15 protein-coding genes are annotated in these 16,049 nt (G+C 47.1%); 3 read left to right on the top strand and 12 right to left on the bottom strand.

Going from position 1 to position 16,049, the window contains the following annotated elements; translation table 11 throughout:
- The first annotated feature begins 44 nt into the window (after positions 1–44).
- The 3 genes from VLX91_11450 (at position 45) to VLX91_11440 (ending at position 3,424) form a co-directional block, all read left to right on the top strand.
- Complete coding sequence (locus VLX91_11450; protein HUI30825.1) at positions 45–2,042, top strand: alpha-L-arabinofuranosidase C-terminal domain-containing protein; 1,998 nt, start codon at positions 45–47, stop codon at positions 2,040–2,042.
- Between the two features lie 153 nt (positions 2,043–2,195).
- Positions 2,196–2,606, top strand: a complete 411-nt coding sequence (locus VLX91_11445; protein ID HUI30824.1) for a DUF4440 domain-containing protein — start codon at positions 2,196–2,198, stop codon at positions 2,604–2,606.
- A complete protein-coding gene (locus tag VLX91_11440; protein ID HUI30823.1) occupies positions 2,603–3,424 on the top strand; it encodes a class I SAM-dependent methyltransferase in 822 nt (273 codons plus the stop codon). Before VLX91_11445 ends, VLX91_11440 begins: the two co-directional genes overlap by 4 nt.
- Before the next feature lie 15 nt (positions 3,425–3,439).
- Here VLX91_11440 and VLX91_11435 read toward each other — a convergent pair whose 3' ends face one another.
- The 12 genes from VLX91_11435 to VLX91_11380 form a co-directional block, all read right to left on the bottom strand.
- Positions 3,440–3,940 (bottom strand): DUF952 domain-containing protein, encoded by a 501-nt coding sequence (locus VLX91_11435; protein HUI30822.1) that lies wholly within the window; start codon positions 3,938–3,940, stop codon positions 3,440–3,442.
- A 93-nt stretch (positions 3,941–4,033) separates the two neighbouring features.
- Entirely contained in the window at positions 4,034–4,936 is a 903-nt protein-coding gene (locus VLX91_11430; protein HUI30821.1) for a diacylglycerol kinase family protein, read from the bottom strand.
- Positions 4,933–6,183, bottom strand: a complete 1,251-nt coding sequence (locus tag VLX91_11425; protein ID HUI30820.1) for a hypothetical protein — start codon at positions 6,181–6,183, stop codon at positions 4,933–4,935. The genes VLX91_11430 and VLX91_11425 overlap by 4 nt, the downstream gene beginning before the upstream one ends.
- A 143-nt stretch (positions 6,184–6,326) precedes the next feature.
- Positions 6,327–7,049 (bottom strand): N-acetylmannosamine-6-phosphate 2-epimerase, encoded by a 723-nt coding sequence (locus VLX91_11420; protein HUI30819.1) that lies wholly within the window; start codon positions 7,047–7,049, stop codon positions 6,327–6,329.
- A 37-nt stretch (positions 7,050–7,086) separates the two neighbouring features.
- A complete protein-coding gene (locus VLX91_11415) occupies positions 7,087–7,791 on the bottom strand; it encodes a hypothetical protein (GenBank protein ID HUI30818.1) in 705 nt (234 codons plus the stop codon).
- A gap of 166 nt (positions 7,792–7,957) precedes the next feature.
- Positions 7,958–9,340 (bottom strand): tryptophanase, encoded by a 1,383-nt coding sequence (locus tag VLX91_11410; GenBank protein HUI30817.1) that lies wholly within the window; start codon positions 9,338–9,340, stop codon positions 7,958–7,960.
- Positions 9,341–9,364: 24 nt separating this feature from the next.
- Entirely contained in the window at positions 9,365–9,877 is a 513-nt protein-coding gene (locus VLX91_11405) for a hypothetical protein (GenBank protein ID HUI30816.1), read from the bottom strand.
- A 564-nt stretch (positions 9,878–10,441) separates the two neighbouring features.
- Positions 10,442–10,816: a hypothetical protein gene (locus VLX91_11400; protein ID HUI30815.1), complete on the bottom strand. Its 375-nt coding sequence runs from the start codon at positions 10,814–10,816 to the stop codon at positions 10,442–10,444.
- A gap of 82 nt (positions 10,817–10,898) precedes the next feature.
- Positions 10,899–12,107, bottom strand: a complete 1,209-nt coding sequence (locus VLX91_11395; GenBank protein ID HUI30814.1) for an acetylornithine/succinylornithine family transaminase — start codon at positions 12,105–12,107, stop codon at positions 10,899–10,901.
- A 22-nt stretch (positions 12,108–12,129) separates the two neighbouring features.
- Positions 12,130–13,938, bottom strand: coding sequence for a long-chain fatty acid--CoA ligase (locus tag VLX91_11390; protein HUI30813.1), 1,809 nt, complete (start codon positions 13,936–13,938; stop codon positions 12,130–12,132).
- A gap of 70 nt (positions 13,939–14,008) precedes the next feature.
- Positions 14,009–14,257, bottom strand: coding sequence for a hypothetical protein (locus VLX91_11385; protein ID HUI30812.1), 249 nt, complete (start codon positions 14,255–14,257; stop codon positions 14,009–14,011).
- A gap of 18 nt (positions 14,258–14,275) precedes the next feature.
- A complete protein-coding gene (locus VLX91_11380) occupies positions 14,276–15,904 on the bottom strand; it encodes a sodium:solute symporter family protein (GenBank protein ID HUI30811.1) in 1,629 nt (542 codons plus the stop codon).
- Between the last annotated feature and the right edge of the window lie 145 nt (positions 15,905–16,049).

The raw sequence follows: 16,049 nt of genomic DNA, 5'->3' as shown, positions 1-16,049 counted from the left end.
TTTTAGCCTTAGCACGTTGATCTCTTATTTGGAAAGGGTCTATCATGAAACGTCCTGAAATGTTTCTCTCTTTGCTTCTTTCCGTGGTGCTGCCCGTGCATGCACAGGTAAAGGAAAGTACCGCTGCTCTAGATGCTTCGAATATTCGATACAAGATAAATAAAAATATCTATGGTCAGTTCAGCGAGCATCTCGGTCACTGTATCTACGGCGGAATCTGGGTCGGAGAAAATTCATCCATTCCCAACATTGACGGCATGAGAAAGGATGTTATCGATGCATTGAGGGAAATCCATGTTCCTGTTCTTCGCTGGCCCGGCGGGTGTTTTGCCGACGAATATCATTGGATGAACGGCGTAGGTCCACGTGATCTTCGCCCGAAAATGATAAACACCAACTGGGGCGACGTCACGGAAGATAACAGCTTCGGAACTCACGAGTACCTGGAATTCTGCAAGCTGATCGGCTGCGACCCGTACATAACCGGAAACGTCGGAAGCGGAACCGTCCAGGAATTTTCGCAGTGGGTCGAGTATGTCAACTCGGATAATGTGAGTCCCATGACCGATCTTCGCAAGAAGAACGGCCGAGAAAATTCATGGGGAGTAAAATATTGGGGGCTCGGGAACGAGAGCTGGGGTTGCGGCGGCACCATGACTCCTGAATATTATGCAGATCAAGTCAGAAGATACGGGACATTTCTGAAAAATTATGGGAAGAACAAAATTTTCAAGATAGCCTGCGGTCCGGGCGGCAGCGATTACAATTGGACCGAAGTCCTGATGAAGAAGGCGAAGAACGGCTTCGACGGGTTGTCACTTCATTACTACACATTCGAGAACAGAAAGCCGGCGGCCGATTTCGACGAGAGCGGCTGGTTCAACACGATCAAAGGTACTCTCAAGATGGACGAGTTGATAGACAGGAATTGCGCGATCATGGATAAATACGACCCCGGAAAAAGAGTGGCTTTGGTAGTCGACGAATATGGAACATGGTACGCGGTCGAACCCGGAACCAACCCGGCATTTCTTTACCAGCAGAATACGATGCGCGACGCCATCGCCGCTGCCTGCAACTTGAACATTTTTAACAATCATTGCGACCGCGTCAGGATGGCAAACATCGCTCAGATGGTAAATGTTCTTCAAGCGATGATCCTTACCGACAGCAGTAAAATGGTTTTAACACCGACTTATTACGTTTTTGATCTCTTCAAAGTGCACCAGGATGCCGAGATGATTCCGATTAAGTTGAACTCTGCCAAATATATTTTTAAAGGAGACACACTCCCAGCTGTCAACGCATCCGCCTCGCTCGATAATGATGGAAGGGTGCATATATCGTTGTGCAACGTCGATCCTGATGCGTCCGAAAAGATTTCTATACGGTTCCTGAAATTCGACGGAGACAAAATATCCGGAAAGATATTGACCGCAGCCAGGATGAACGCAGAAAATACTTTCGAGAATCCTGATCAAATTATGCCCAAAACTTTTTCAGATTTCACTTTTGAAGGAAATGATCTCGTCGTCGACATGCCGCCGATGTCGGTGGTTGTGCTTGAAGCTACCGGAACTATCGAAATGCCGCCTGCGATCGAAATTAAAAATCCAATTATGGGAATCAATTACTCTTATTACGAAGGAAGATGGGAGGATCTGCCGAATTTCAACACTATGGCTCCGGTAAGGAAGGGATCAATGGCAAACTTCGCGATTCCGAATGAAAATTCCGGCGAGAATTTTGCAGTGGAGTATGACGGTTACATAAAGATTCCCAAAGATGGGTCATATGCTTTTTACTTGAATTCCGACGATGGCTCAAGCCTATACATTGACGACAACCTGGTGGTTTCGAACGACGGCCTTCATGCTCCCGAAGAGCAATCGGGGAATGTCTTCTTGAAAGCCGGTTATCACAACATAAAAGTCGGCTTTTTCCAGGCTGGAGGAGGAATGACTTTGGAGGTAAGCATTGAAGGGCCGGGCCTGGCAAAAGAGGTCATTCCCGCCGGTATGTTGTTTGAAGAGGGGAAATAGAGTTATATTTCACGAGTAGGCACAACAAAATGCCGGAAATATCTGCGTGCTTCGGACCGCGTCCATGATAGTTAGTTCCCGTCACCTTAATAATTCATGATAGGGAAAAGTAATAGAAGTTCAGCGGCAAGTTTAAAGTTAGGAGGTATCATCATGGCAGGCGACATTCCTGAAGTACAGGTACATAACGCATTGGCGGCCATCAACAAGGCGTGGCGCAACGGACAGCCGATGGAAATGTACGAATACCTTCACCCTGATATAACCATGGCACTCCCCAATTTTAAAGAAAGAGTAGTCGGGCGTCATACGTTTCTGGCCAGCTTCGTAGAATTTTGCACAAATGCCCAGGTCGTGCAATATTCAGAGACCAACGAAACCATAAACGTGATCGATAAGGTTGCTGTTGCAAGTATTAAGTTTAATATGGTTTACGACCGCGCAACATACCGCGCGAGATCATCAGGAAGGGACCTCTGGGTATTCGAGAACATCGGTGAAAAGTGGCTCGCCGTCTGGCGTACCATGATCGAATTGGAAGAGTCGCGCGAACAACGAAGATGACCGAGAAAACATCTGTCAGACTCGGCGACGTTCAAAAGACACTTCTCCTTCCATTATGGGGACGTGCGGTTGAAGCGATGAAAGTAAGACCGCTGCTGGTTGACAGGACGGCGACCGGAATTATCGACAAAATCGACTACGATTTTTCAACTCTGACAAAAAACATTAGCGACATAACGCAACTTGCCTGGATAGCACGCTCCTTGTTGATCGACAGGCTTGTCTCAAGTTTTCTGAATAAGTACCCAGGGGCGTCAATTGTCAACATCGGCTGCGGCCTTGATACCACATTCGATAGAATTGACAACGGAAGCATACGGTGGTACGACCTCGACCTGGCGGACGTTATTGATTTAAGAAGAAAATTTATTCCCGAAAGCGAGAGAAGAAAATTTATTGCCTCCTCTTTTCTTGATGCCGACTGGTTCAAGCGATTGGAAAAGGAAGAGCATATATTGTTTATTGCTGCAGGCGTGTATTATTACTTTGAAAAGAGTCAGATAAGGAAATTTTTCTTAAAAGTTGCAGATGCTTTTCCCGGAAGTGAAATGGTCTTCGACGCATCTTCCCCGCGCGGAGTCAGGGTCGCGAACAAATTAGTAATTGAAAATGCCGGCTTGGATGAAAAATCGTTTCTCAAATGGGGGTTGTCCAATGCGTCGGAATTGGAAACCTGGGACCGCAGGATCAAAGTGACTGACGAATATTTCTATTTCAGAGAACTTAAGGACAGAATCAGTCTCAGGGCCAGGGTTATCGGTTGCATCTCAGACCGCTTGAAGATACAGTATTTGGTGCACGTTAAATTCTCGGGATGATAATTTCTATTCTCCTCATAAGTACTTTTCTATTCCATCAAAAGCTGCTGGCCACACAAGAGTTTTTTCGACTCGCTCCACTTTCCCAACACCTACAACCGCGTCAATATTTAATCCTCCATAGACATGCGGAAATAATATCCCATCTATGAGGTGACTCGTTCCAGATCCTTGAATTGGCGCCGGAGCTTCGTATTTGATCTCCGATTTCAATTTAGTGGGATCAATTTCGAGTATCAGAATTGTATTGCCCCCAGGTATTTCGAGAAAATAATCATCCAACACAACTAAGGATGTAGATTTTCCGGCCGTACAGTGTATAAAATGATCTTTCTCAAAGCTACTTGGTCTGTAGTAACCATCATTGGTGTGCGACTTAAGCTCATCAAGAGTGACAATGTGATAGATCATGTCCCCCTCTGCCATTTCTGTACCTTGATCAAATTTTTTGCTGCGAATAATTGCATGTAGCGTACGGCGGCAGCAATGCATTGGCGGGCAGCTGTAATAATACACGCCGAAATTTCATTTCTTATCCGGCTCGCTTCAAACAAGCGAGCATTCATGACTGCGATCAAACCAATCCCCCCGTTCCTGCGAATGCCAAAGCTATGCGATTACCTTCAGACTCCCTGGAATAATTTGCACCGCAATCTCACCTACTTTCAAGTTTGATACTTCCCCGTCTCTGTGAATTGAAACCGGCGTTTCGCTCTGTATTCTGATGTGCGTTGTCCTCGTCATTAAAACCTCACGTCGCTTTTCGAGCGTCCCGTTTATTGCTCGCGGCAATATTCGCATTACTTTCGGAATTGAAAGTTCACACGCCATGCAGACGTCGAGGATTCCGTCGTCAAGCAGCGCGTGCGGAGTGAGAAGAAATCCGCCGCCGGCGGAAATACCATTTCCTATCGCCACTAGGAAAGTCCTTTGTTCGATGAGCCGGTCGTCGAGTTCAATCTTCATAAAAGAGGATTTATAATTCCTGAGTGTCTTTGCGACTGCAAGAAGATATTTTGAAATTCCCTTGAGCCCGTGGATGCTCAGACTTTCTTTCGCAACCTCCGCATCAAACCCGACGCCGACCCCGTTTACAAAAAGTGCTTCTCTGCCGTCCATCTGAACTGAACCGATGTCGATGGATTTAATCTTTCCGCTTACAAGTCTGTGGACATAATCATGCAGGCTCTTCAGCTTGCCCAGCGCCCGCGCGAAATCATTGCCGGTGCCGGTCGGAATGACGCCCATGATTTTCTGGGACTTGAAAGCACCTGCGGCAACTTCGTTTACCGTACCATCTCCTCCGACCGCGACCATGACGTCAAACTGATCCGAACGGTCGCTTGCTAATTCCGTTGCGTGCTCCGGCGCCTTCGTCAACTGAAGGTCAAAATTCACGCCAAGCCTCTTCGCTATACCGAGGAGATGAGGAAGTATCTTTCCAGTTCTGCCGTTTCCGGAAACCGGGTTCACAATGAACTTTACCGTATGCCTGAACGAAGTGTCGGTCATTTAGGTGATCTCTTTGCCAGCCGGATTGTCTCCTTTATCCCGTTAGAGATTTGAATTTCCTTCCTGTGACGGATAATTTCATAGACGCTCAATAATCCGAAAATAGTCGCAACGACGATCCTTGAATTGTTCCCGATGATCGGAATATCCGGCATGAAAGTAAAATGCGATGGATACATGAATTGAGCAAGCCAGAGCACGAGCATGAATATCGCGTTCCACCTCGTGAACCGCAATTTTGCCAGCGCGGCACAGCCATAGAAAGTCATCATCATCGAGAGAAGAATTTCTTCGCGATGATGCATATCGAGAGGAATAGTTGAGACTCGGCCCATCGAAAACGAATAAACGATAGGTACCATGGAGACCAAAAGCGTCCACTGGCTCACTTTGCTGCTGATCAAGTTGAGCAGAGCCATCGGCGCGAGCCGGACGGTTCTTGCCCAGTAGAAAGCTGTAACTCCTTCCGGAAACTCGGATAGGAATGGGGCGACCCATTGAACGAACAAGAACACACTTATTCCTGCAGCCGTAGCGACCTCTTTCGTGCTCATGAGAAAAGGATCTGCGACAGCCCACATTGTACCGCCCCCAATTAAGAATAATGCAATGAGGAGCAGCCCGCGCTTACCCTCCCTAATTGAAACAAGATAACGCGGCATCGACAACAGGTCTTCCTTTTTTTCTTCTTCCTCTTCCGGCAAAAACCGAAGGATAAACAGATAACTCACATAGAGGACACCGAGGAAAATTCCGTCGTATATCTGCAAGGTTCGCTTAAGAAGGACCACCACGAAGTACAGTGATGCCATAAACAATGCAATCACTTCGACAATGTTTTCCGGACGAAGGTGGATGGCCTGGCTCCCCTTCTTGTGCCTGATTCGTGAATAGATATTCGATGCGACAAAGATCATTGGCCAACCGATTCCCATGAGAAGCCTGTTGGCACCGGTTACATTCGCGAGCATCAAATCTACGTCTTTGTGCCATGCAATGACTGCTTCGACCATGAACTCCGGAACGACCTGAAGGAGTGCAACGATAGCAACCGCCAGTCCCTGACTTATGCTGAACTCCGCCGCTTCAGCGGCCCAGCCTATGAGCAACGCAGAAGTTATAACGGCACTGAAACACAAAATCGCTACAACGCTGACGAAGTGCGATTCGAAAATACGAAGCCACAAGGAAACGACTGCGGTATACAAGGAGAGGAAGAGAAAAAAATAGCCGTAGCGTGATTTCATGGAATCACAGGTAATGACTTGAAGTGCGGTTGTGATGTTGAAATGAGAAGGCGAAGGACAATGGGATTCGCGAATCTAGCAAGTTGAGTTGTTGCCTAATTTCAAGATTCCATTATTTCAATATTTAGGAATCCGTCTATCCGTCAATCCGCCTTCTCCTCTCTCTTGTTTCCCATCTGAATTTCGTGGACAAACATTTGAGTGATAACAGTCGGCCTTGTGATTGCCGCGCCGACAACTACGGCATACGCCCCTAACTCAATCGCGTGTGCAGCCTCGGATGGGAGAAGAATCCTTCCCTCTGCGATGACCGGAACGACAAGTGCGTCGGAGAGCCGTTCGATGAGATCAAAGTCAACACCTTCTCTTCCCTTCTGTGCAGTCGCAGGGGTATAACCCGAGAGTGTCGTTGAAACGATGTCTGCTCCAAGTTCCGCTGCCTGTACCCCTTCCTCAAAAGTGGAAACGTCGGCGAGGAGGAGCGTCCCGGGATGATTTGTTCTGACCCGTTTGAGAAACTCAAACCCCGTCAGGCCGTTCGGACGTACTCGCTCGGTGACATCGAGTGCAACGATATCGGCGCCGGCTTCTATTATGTCCTTCACTTCCTTGAAATCCCCGGTTATCAGAACGGAGCCGTCCGGATAAGCGGTCTGGACGAGCCCGATTATTGGCAGTGCGACTTTCGATTTCACGGCTTTGATGTTTTCATTTCCCTCGGTTCGGATCCCGGCTGCTCCGCCCCTCTGGCAGGACAATGCAAAAAGTGAAACGTACTCAGGTTTGTTGAAGGGGTCGTCGGCATCAAACTGGCACGAAACAATCAATCCGTTCTTCACATTTGCCACGGAGTTCAGATATTCCATCTACTGTTCCTACTTGTTTTGGTTATCAAAAATCGGCTCAGCGCTTGGTTAAGGTTTGCTTTGTAATTTCCATCGCCGTGAACAATAATATAAAGAAAATTCCCGCAAAGATTGCTGTCTTTTTCCCGTTTCCAAAAAATAGTCTGGTTAATCTGAATACTAAGAAAATTGCCGCCGTTCCCATGAGGCATTCGAGAAATCCGAAGAGATAAAATGGAGCAGGATTAATAGTTTGAGGCGATGGGTTATTTGAAAAAACGTACGAGCCAAATACCGCCGCTTCGGACGGCAGAATGATTATTGCGCCTAACCCGATCGGATGCAGCGCGTATATCATGCCTGCAATGAATCCTTTTAGAGAAGCACCCGTTCGCGACACACGCCCCGCCATATAACTTAAAATTGAATACAGATAAAGAAACGGCAAATAAACCACAATAGCCAATCCGATTCCCGCAGAAAAAAGCTGCACCAGATCGATAGAATAAATATCGCCTGCTTTCAATATGAAAAAGGAAAGGAAACTCAGGCCCACCGCCTCCAATACTCCCATCAATATCGTATGGTTTCTGTGTTCTGCAAGTATAATCTTTCTGAATGTGAAATCCGGATAGCGCCACAGATTGTATATCGTCGAAAATAAATCGAGGGCTTTAACGTTCTGCTGGAGGATGCCACCGCATGAAATACACCTGAGCGCGAAGTCAGGATTGACCGTGTTGCAGATGGAACAGTTATTCAAGGACAAATCGGGCAACCTTGTGATCCATTTTCATCCATAACCTCTCGAAAACTGGAAACCCCTGGCAAAATGGAATACCACTTCTTTAGTTCGAAAGACGGCGATGTCTTATTGCCCATGGCTCCGGTCATGCTTCTTCATAATATAGTGCTTCGAATTTAAGATTTCATTGCTTCGGAGCATTTGGCTTAAAGTGGGCGGTGAAATGGCGAAGATAAGGCGGCTCATAGGTGATACTGTATCCGGGCATCGTGTTTCTTCGCTTGAATAGATCGATTATGATTTCGGATGCGTAATCAATGTGACTTTGTGTGTAGACTCTCCGTGGAATCGCAAGGCGCACCAACTCCAAATTCGAAGGAATGAACTTCCCGTCTATTGTTTTGCCGAACATGACCGAACCTATCTCGACACTTCTTATTCCTCCTTCAAGATAAAGCTCTGCGGCGATCGCCTGTCCGGGATATTCGTGAGGTGGAATATGCGGGACAAATTTTTTTGCATCGATAAAAACCGCATGACCTCCTGTCGGGATAATGATCGGCACATTTTCATTCCGCAATTGTTCTCCGAAGTATTCGATGGATCGTATCCTATATTTCAAATAATCCTCGTCCAATACTTCCATCAGCCCTTGTGCCATGGCGTCTAGATCGCGTCCTGCCAGACCACCATACGTTGGGAATCCTTCAGTCATAATTAAGAGGCTTCTCGCTTTTTCCGCGACTTTTTCGTCATTCAGTGCAAGGAATCCTCCGATGTTCACGAGAGCATCTTTCTTAGCGCTCATCGTGCAGCCGTCTGCATGACTGAACATTTCCTGAGCAATTTCTCTGACGCTCTTATCCTTGTAACCCTGCTCCCGAAGTTTTATGAAATAAGCGTTCTCGGCGAACCGGCATGCGTCGAGAAATAATGGGATATCATATTTTTGGAGCAGTGCTTTTGTCTCTTTTATATTTTTCATGCTGACCGGCTGGCCTCCCACGGAATTATTAGTCAAGGTCAACATGCAAATCGGGATGTCGCTAGCGCCGGCTTTCTTGATGAGATGCTCCAGCCTGTTCAACTCAATGTCGCCTTTGAAATCGGCGTACTTGTCCGTCTCAAGGGCGATAGGTAATGGAAGGTCGATTGCTTCCGCCCCCGAGAACTCCACATTTGCCCGCGTCGTATCGAAATGTGTATTGTTAGGAATAATTTTCCCCTTGCCGCCGACAACTGTGAACAGAATCTTTTCTGCAGCTCTTCCCTGATGAGTCGGTATTATATGTTTAAACCCCGTAAGTCCTTTTACTGCTTCTTCAAACTTATAAAAACTTCGCGAGCCGGCGTAAGATTCGTCACCGTCCATGATAGCCGCCCACTGTTTTGAACTCATTGCTGCCGTCCCTGAATCCGTCAACAAATCTATCAGTACATCTTCCGCTTTTACCGAAAAGAGGTTGTAATATGCCTCCCTGAGTATTTTCTCCCTGTATCCCCGAGTTGTAAAGTTGATCGGCTCGACCGATTTGATCTTGAACGGCTCAATGATAGTCTTTGTCATCCAGCGCGACTAATCATATGGAGATCATCCTCCGCCCTTTCCATTGCCATTTCCATTACCACCTCCGTTGCCATTTCCGTTACCACCTGCGTTACCATTTCCGTTGCCGTTACCAGTGCTAACCGCAGTGGGTATGCCCTTTGCCTTTCCCTTGTTTACATGATATTGACTTTCGGATTGAGGATTAACGCCTACATCTACCGTGAAGGCAGAGGAATTCGATTCGTCGAGGCTGGCCGCTTCGATGAATAAAGAATCTTTGTCTGCATATACAACTGTAAAGGAAGCGAGTTCAGTGGAATCCGGTTGAGAAATTGCATGCAGACTAAAGCCCGTGAATGAACCATTGCCCCCCCCTAGTTCCATCGGCTTGCGGTACCAGATCTGAGCGGAAGACGTAATGTTGCCCAGCTCGTTGATGACTTCATCGATCTCGGTGTCCTGTTTGTTCGATATGAAGTAGTTGATAGCGATTACCACCGCGATAATTACAACAACTGCAACCAGGACCAGCAGAAGAAGCTGTTGCGTTCCCATCTAAGATCTCCTTGGACGCCAAGCTGAGAGAATTAATTCTCTCGTTGGTTTCGTTTGGACGTTCTCAGTTTTCTTCCACCAATTTCTTGTCGAGGCTTGAATCTTAAACGGTTACTGTGTCAACTTTGACTTGTGATTGTGCATCTCGTTAACAACTAAAACTAACAATACTCTGAAAATACTGTCATTCCTGCAATCGCTGGGGACGCCTTCAGTACCAATCCTAAAACCAAGCCCTAGGACTTCAACCGTAAGTTAATAACGATTTGTATTGAAAAGCAATAGCCATCGGAGAAAATCGTATGAATTGGCTAATGAGGCAATCGGGAGTATGAAAAGCCTCATTTTTTGAGCGTTTCTGAAGGATGAAATCATTTGCTTGTTCAAATTGGCGGCAACGAGTTCAGGAGACCTTATACTTGTGCTCAAATCCTTCAAAAAATTGCGCCCTATTCGAACCTCAGTTTCCGATCCCCCTCCCCCCGGTTAATTCCCGCCTGAACCTCACTTGTGGGCTGAACAGGATCACCTGATTGATTTTAAATTGATCACTGGTTTTGTTCTTCACTTGATCACGGTGTACGCTCCAATAGAACTCGGAGACACTACGACGTTGATCGTGAAATGTGAAAAACCAACCGCCTCCAAAGAGAGTGAATCTCCCTTTGCTGAGACGACGTGGTATATGGCAAGCCCGGTCGTATCGGGCTGCGCGACTGTCATCAATGTAAAACCCGTAAAGGATCCGTCCCCTCCTCCGAGTTGTGTCGGCTTGCGGTACCATCCCTGAGCGGTCGACGAAATGTGATTAAGCTCGTTGATGACTTCGTCGATCTCGGTTTGTTGCTGATTCGATCTGAAGTAGATGATGGCGAGAACTACAGCGACACCGACGATGAATGTCCCGAGTACCAGGAGCAGGATCTGTTGCGTTCCCATCTATGAACTCCGTGAACGCCGATTTGAAAAATTGATGTTCACTACGTTTTCATCCGGACGCTCTCAGTTTCCTTCCACAGATTCATGCCGTAACTTCTTTAAAGTTGAAGCGCGAGACGTGTGCATCGTAAGTCTCTTCGAGTATTGACATGAAATTGTCCGCATGCGCTTCTTCAATGACCAGCGGGGGCAAAATCCTGATGACGTTCCCGTTCGTGCAATTAACCAGCACGCCATTCGATAAGAGATTGCTTACGAACTCAGAACAATCGACTGTGCATTCGACACCAAGCATTAATCCAAGACCACGGACTTCCGAGACAAATTGCGGATGTCTCGACTTGAATTCCAGAAGTCTTTGCTTCAAATGGCCGCCGACTTTTGAAACGTGAGAAGCAATTCTCCTCTCCGATAATTCCTGCAAGGTTGCCAGACCTGCTGCACATGAGACGGGGTTCCCGCCGAAAGTTGTACCATGTCCACCATATCCAAGAACATCCACCAGGTGCGGGTCCACCAAGAGGCCCCCCAGCGGGAGGCTTCCTCCGAGCGGTTTAGCAAGTGTAACCATATCGGGATGCACCCCATGATACTCGAAAGAAAAAAGTTTGCCGGTCCGGTAAATGCCTGTCTGAATTTCGTCGGCCACGACAAGAAAGCCATGTTTTTGTTTCAATGCGAACAGTTGCTCTACAAACCGACCCGAGGCGACATTTATTCCCCCTTCTCCCTGGATAAACTCAATAAACACAGCCGCTGTCGTCGAATCGACTTTCGCTGCCAGATCAGTTACATCATTGAACTCTACATGCTCGACATCCGGAAGAAACGGCTCAAAACCTTGTCGATACTTCGGCCTGTCAGTCAGTGAAAGCGCCCCCATCGTTCTGCCATGGAACGAATTTGTCAGGGCGAGGAGTTTAGATTTATTTTCCTTGCTTCCCCATTTCCTCGACACCTTTATTGCCGCTTCGACCGCTTCCGTCCCGGAATTTGTGAAGAAGATTTTCGCATAACCGGAGAGTTCGCAGATCAACTCTGCCAGATCAACCTGCACGTCCATGTAAAACAGATTAGACATGTGCATGTACCGATTGATTTGATTTAATATTGCCGATTTCACTCTCGAATTGTCGTAGCCAAGTGCATTAACGGCGATTCCGCCGAAGAAATCCAGATATTTTCTTCCATCTTTAGCATAAACGTAAACCCCATCGGCATGATCGACCTCGATGGGAAGTCGTTTATACGTTTGCAGGATGTATTGTTTTTCTTTTTCTTTCAGTTCCATCTTCGTTACACTTCCTAAGGTGCTATTTATACATAGATTCTATTACATCAGAATATTTCTGCTCGACGATTTTTCTCTTGACTTTCAGAGTCGGGGTAAGCTCCCCGTTTTCGATCGTGAACGGATTGGGGAGCAATTTGAAGCGCCGAACTTGTTCGTATTTTGCCAAATCCTTCTGCAATTCGTTGATATCTTTTTGTATTACGGTACAGATCTTTTCGTTATTGATCAGCCCGTTGATATCCGGAAAAAATATGCTTTCTTCCTTCGCAAGTTCTTTGAGAGCATCGAAGTCAGGAACTATCAGCGCGGAATTGAATCTCCTCTTATCTCCGATCAAAACTATTTGGTCTATAAATTTACTCTGCTGCAGCAAACTTTCAATCGGCTGGGGGGCAATATTTTTTCCGCCGGAGTTTACAAAAAGATGCTTCTTTCTGTCGGTGATTACCAAAAATCCATCGCTGTCAAAGTGGCCGACATCGCCGGTGTGGAGCCAGCCGTCCCTATCTATGGCTTCTTGCGTTCCCGCTTTATCCTTATAGTAACCGGCCATGACATGCGGACCGCGGGTCAAAATCTCGCCATCATCGGCGATCTTTACCTGAACGTTAATAATCGGTTTGCCCACCGTGCCAAACTTGTAGTCATCGAGCCTGTTTGCACTGATGACGGGCGAACACTCCGTCATTCCGTATCCCTCGATTATAAAAATGCCCATCGCCTCAAAAAATTCGCCCAGCTCGCGGGAAAGGGCCGCCCCTCCACTTACAAAAAATTTTATTTTGCCTCCCGTTCGGGCCTTCAACTTTGAAAAAACCAACCTGTCCGCTAAAACACGCTTGGCCCGCAGGAGCGGACCCGGGCCTCCCTTCTTATTTGCGGCCGCATAGCGCTTTCCCACATTCACTGCCCAGTAAAAGATTTCGCGCTTTACCGCAGAGCCCGTCTCGACACTCTTGATGACCTGGGCGTGGATTCGCTCGAACAATCGTGGTACAGTCGTAACGATCGTGGGCCTTTCCTCAAGAAGATTCTGTGCTACGGTCTCAATGCTCTCGGCATAAGAAACCGTCGCACCGGCTGTGAGCGCACTGTAATATCCGCCCATCCTTTCGAAGCTATGTGAGATCGGCAAGAACGAAAGAAGAGTATCGTCCTGGTTTATTATTATGTGATCGAGCGCTGCTTTTATGTTTGAGACGAAATTGCCGTGGGTCAGCATTACGCCTTTAGGTTCACCTGTCGTGCCGCTCGTGTAAATTATGGTGGCTAAGTCCGAAGGCTTGGCTTGTAGCAGCCACATTCTAAACGCGCCGCGATGTTTTTCTCTTTCGACCCTTCCGAGTTCATAAACATCAGCAAAGTCGAGGAACGAATTATCATCCGAATTTTCTTTGCCGCTCATCGATATGATTTTTCGGATCGCCTTGAGACTTTTTCGAATGCGAAGAATCTTGTTCATTTGGAAGGAATTTGAAACTACAAGGACGGAAACGTCTCCATGAAGAAGTATGTATTCAATCTGTTTTGCCGTCAGCGTGGGGAAAATAGGAACGTCAATTGCGCCGAGTGACAGGGACGCGAGATCGGTGATCGGCCATTCGGGTCTGTTTTCGGATAGAATAGATATCCTATCGCCGCGTTTTATTCCGACTGCCTTGAGTCCGTGGGCAAAGAGTTCTACCTTTTCGTAGAATTCATCGTAAGTTATGCCGACATACCGTCCATCCAATTTATATCTATAAACTTCCCTGCCGGTGCCGGCATATTTCTTCGAGAGGCGCTCGAACATCTCGGTCAATGTCGTAAACTCTACGGCTGCGCCCATCTACTTCTCACGCAAAAACAAAATTTGAATGATGAATGGCAAATCGTCCGCACCCTTGTTCGCCTGTCTCTCAATTGCCATTATTGATTTGTTCCGGCTGGTTCTTCTTTCGCAAGTAGACCGATAGGAGAAAAGCTCCCGAAACAATGATCATCAGAATTCCCCAGAACAGATTTATGTTTAAGTACAGTGATTTCCTGTAGATGTCAGCAGGTCCGAAGATCCCGTACAAAAGGAGCAGTATACCGTAAAATCCCAACAGATAGCCCAGGGGAATTTTCAGGTCAAAAAAATGACGGCGGTTTTGAGATGTCTCCATTTCTATCTCCAACTTCCTTTACCAAAATATAATATTTAGAATTATCATCACGACCAGCGAAAGCACTCCCCAAAATTCCGGTTTGCGAAAAAGGCGATCCCCCGAATGCGGTCTCGGCGTCAGCCCATAAACCAAACCGACGAGGGTGCTTTCGTCTCTTCTCGCCGTGAACAGACTCACTACTATTGTTACCACAAAATCAGTGCACCACGCCCACCATGCCTGATAGAAGTTTGCAGCCATGTCGCTTGAATAATGCACGATCCCATGTTGGTACAAGACGAAATAGTGGAACGCGGCCGCGAAAATCCCCGCCAGTAGTCCGAAAAAGCCGCCCCATGGTGTCGCCTTCTTCCAAAACATTCCCAGAAGAAATGTCGCAAACAACGGGGCATTGAAGAACGAGAAGAGAAGCTGCATATAATCCATCAGATTTGGAAAGGACCGGACGATATACGCAGTGCCGATGCTGAACAGAACTCCGAAAATTGTCGTGTACTTTCCCATTTTCAGATAATGCTCGTCCGGCATTCCCTTCTTGATGTAGCTTCCGTAAATGTCGTATGTCCATACCGTGTTGAAAGCCGTGACATTCCCCGCCATCCCGGACATGAAACTCGCGAGCAGCCCGGTGATCGCAAGCCCGAGGACTCCATTTGGCAAATAATCTGCAAACAGAAGAATTAGGGCCGAATTGTAATTCGGAGTCGGTCCACCTTGTACCACCTTGAATTCAGGCAGAAGTGCGACAGCAAGAAGCCCGGGAATAACCACGATGATCGGCACGAGCATCTTTGGAAACGATGCGACGAGAGGAGTTCGTCTGGAAGCGGAAAGGTTTTCCGACGCCATGGCACGCTGGACAACAAGAAAATCGGTTGTCCAATATCCGAACGACAGGACAAAACCAAGACCCAGCACTACGCCCAACCAATCGACTCCCATCGGATTTTCCGATGCCGACCCCATGTGCCGCCATGCTTCGAGGAACGACGGCGGAATTTTTTGAACAAGTCCCTGGAATCCGCCGACTGCATGAAGTCCGATATATACAACCGGTAGGAGCCCAAGCCAGATCAGGAAAAACTGAATCACTTCGTTGTAAATGGAAGATGAGAGCCCGCCGAAGAAAACGTAAATAAGAACCACTAAAGCCGAAATAAAAATGCTGGATGTGAGAGACCAGCCGAGCGTCGACTCAAACAGAAGAGCCATAGCGTACATGCTGATCCCGCTCATGAGAAGAGTCATTATGGCAAACGAGATGGCGTTCAATCCGCGGGTAGCTTCGTTGTATCTCAGTTTCAAATATTCGGGGACGCTTCTGACTTTGCTTCCATAGTAAAACGGCATCATGAAAATGCCGAGAAAGATCATTGCGGGGACCGCGCCTATCCAGTAAAAATGGACAGTCAAGATTCCATATTTCGCCGAGTTGGCAACCATGCCGATCACCTCGAGTGCTCCCAGGTTCGCCGACAAAAAAGCGAGGCTTGTTATCCAGCTTGGGAGAGAGCGGCCGGACAAGAAAAAGTCTTCGCTTGTCCTCATATACTTCCTCAGTGAATAGCCCACTACGATTGTCACCAGCACATAGGCAGCTAAGATTGCATAATCGATGAAATTCATGTTGATTATCGGATTCACTTTACCCTCAGGCTTTGATTATGAGCATTGAATCGGGGTCATCATTTACGAAGGATATCACAGGCAGGTTGAAGCTAAACGACATCAGCATCCACTAATGTTGCAGAAAGAGCTGTTTCCATTTCAGCTAAATATAATAACAATT

This window comes from Candidatus Acidiferrales bacterium (assembly GCA_035515795.1).
Classification (GTDB): domain Bacteria; phylum Bacteroidota; class Ignavibacteria; order Kryptoniales; family JAKASW01; genus JAKASW01.
This window is presented reverse-complemented; position numbering and strand designations above follow the sequence as displayed.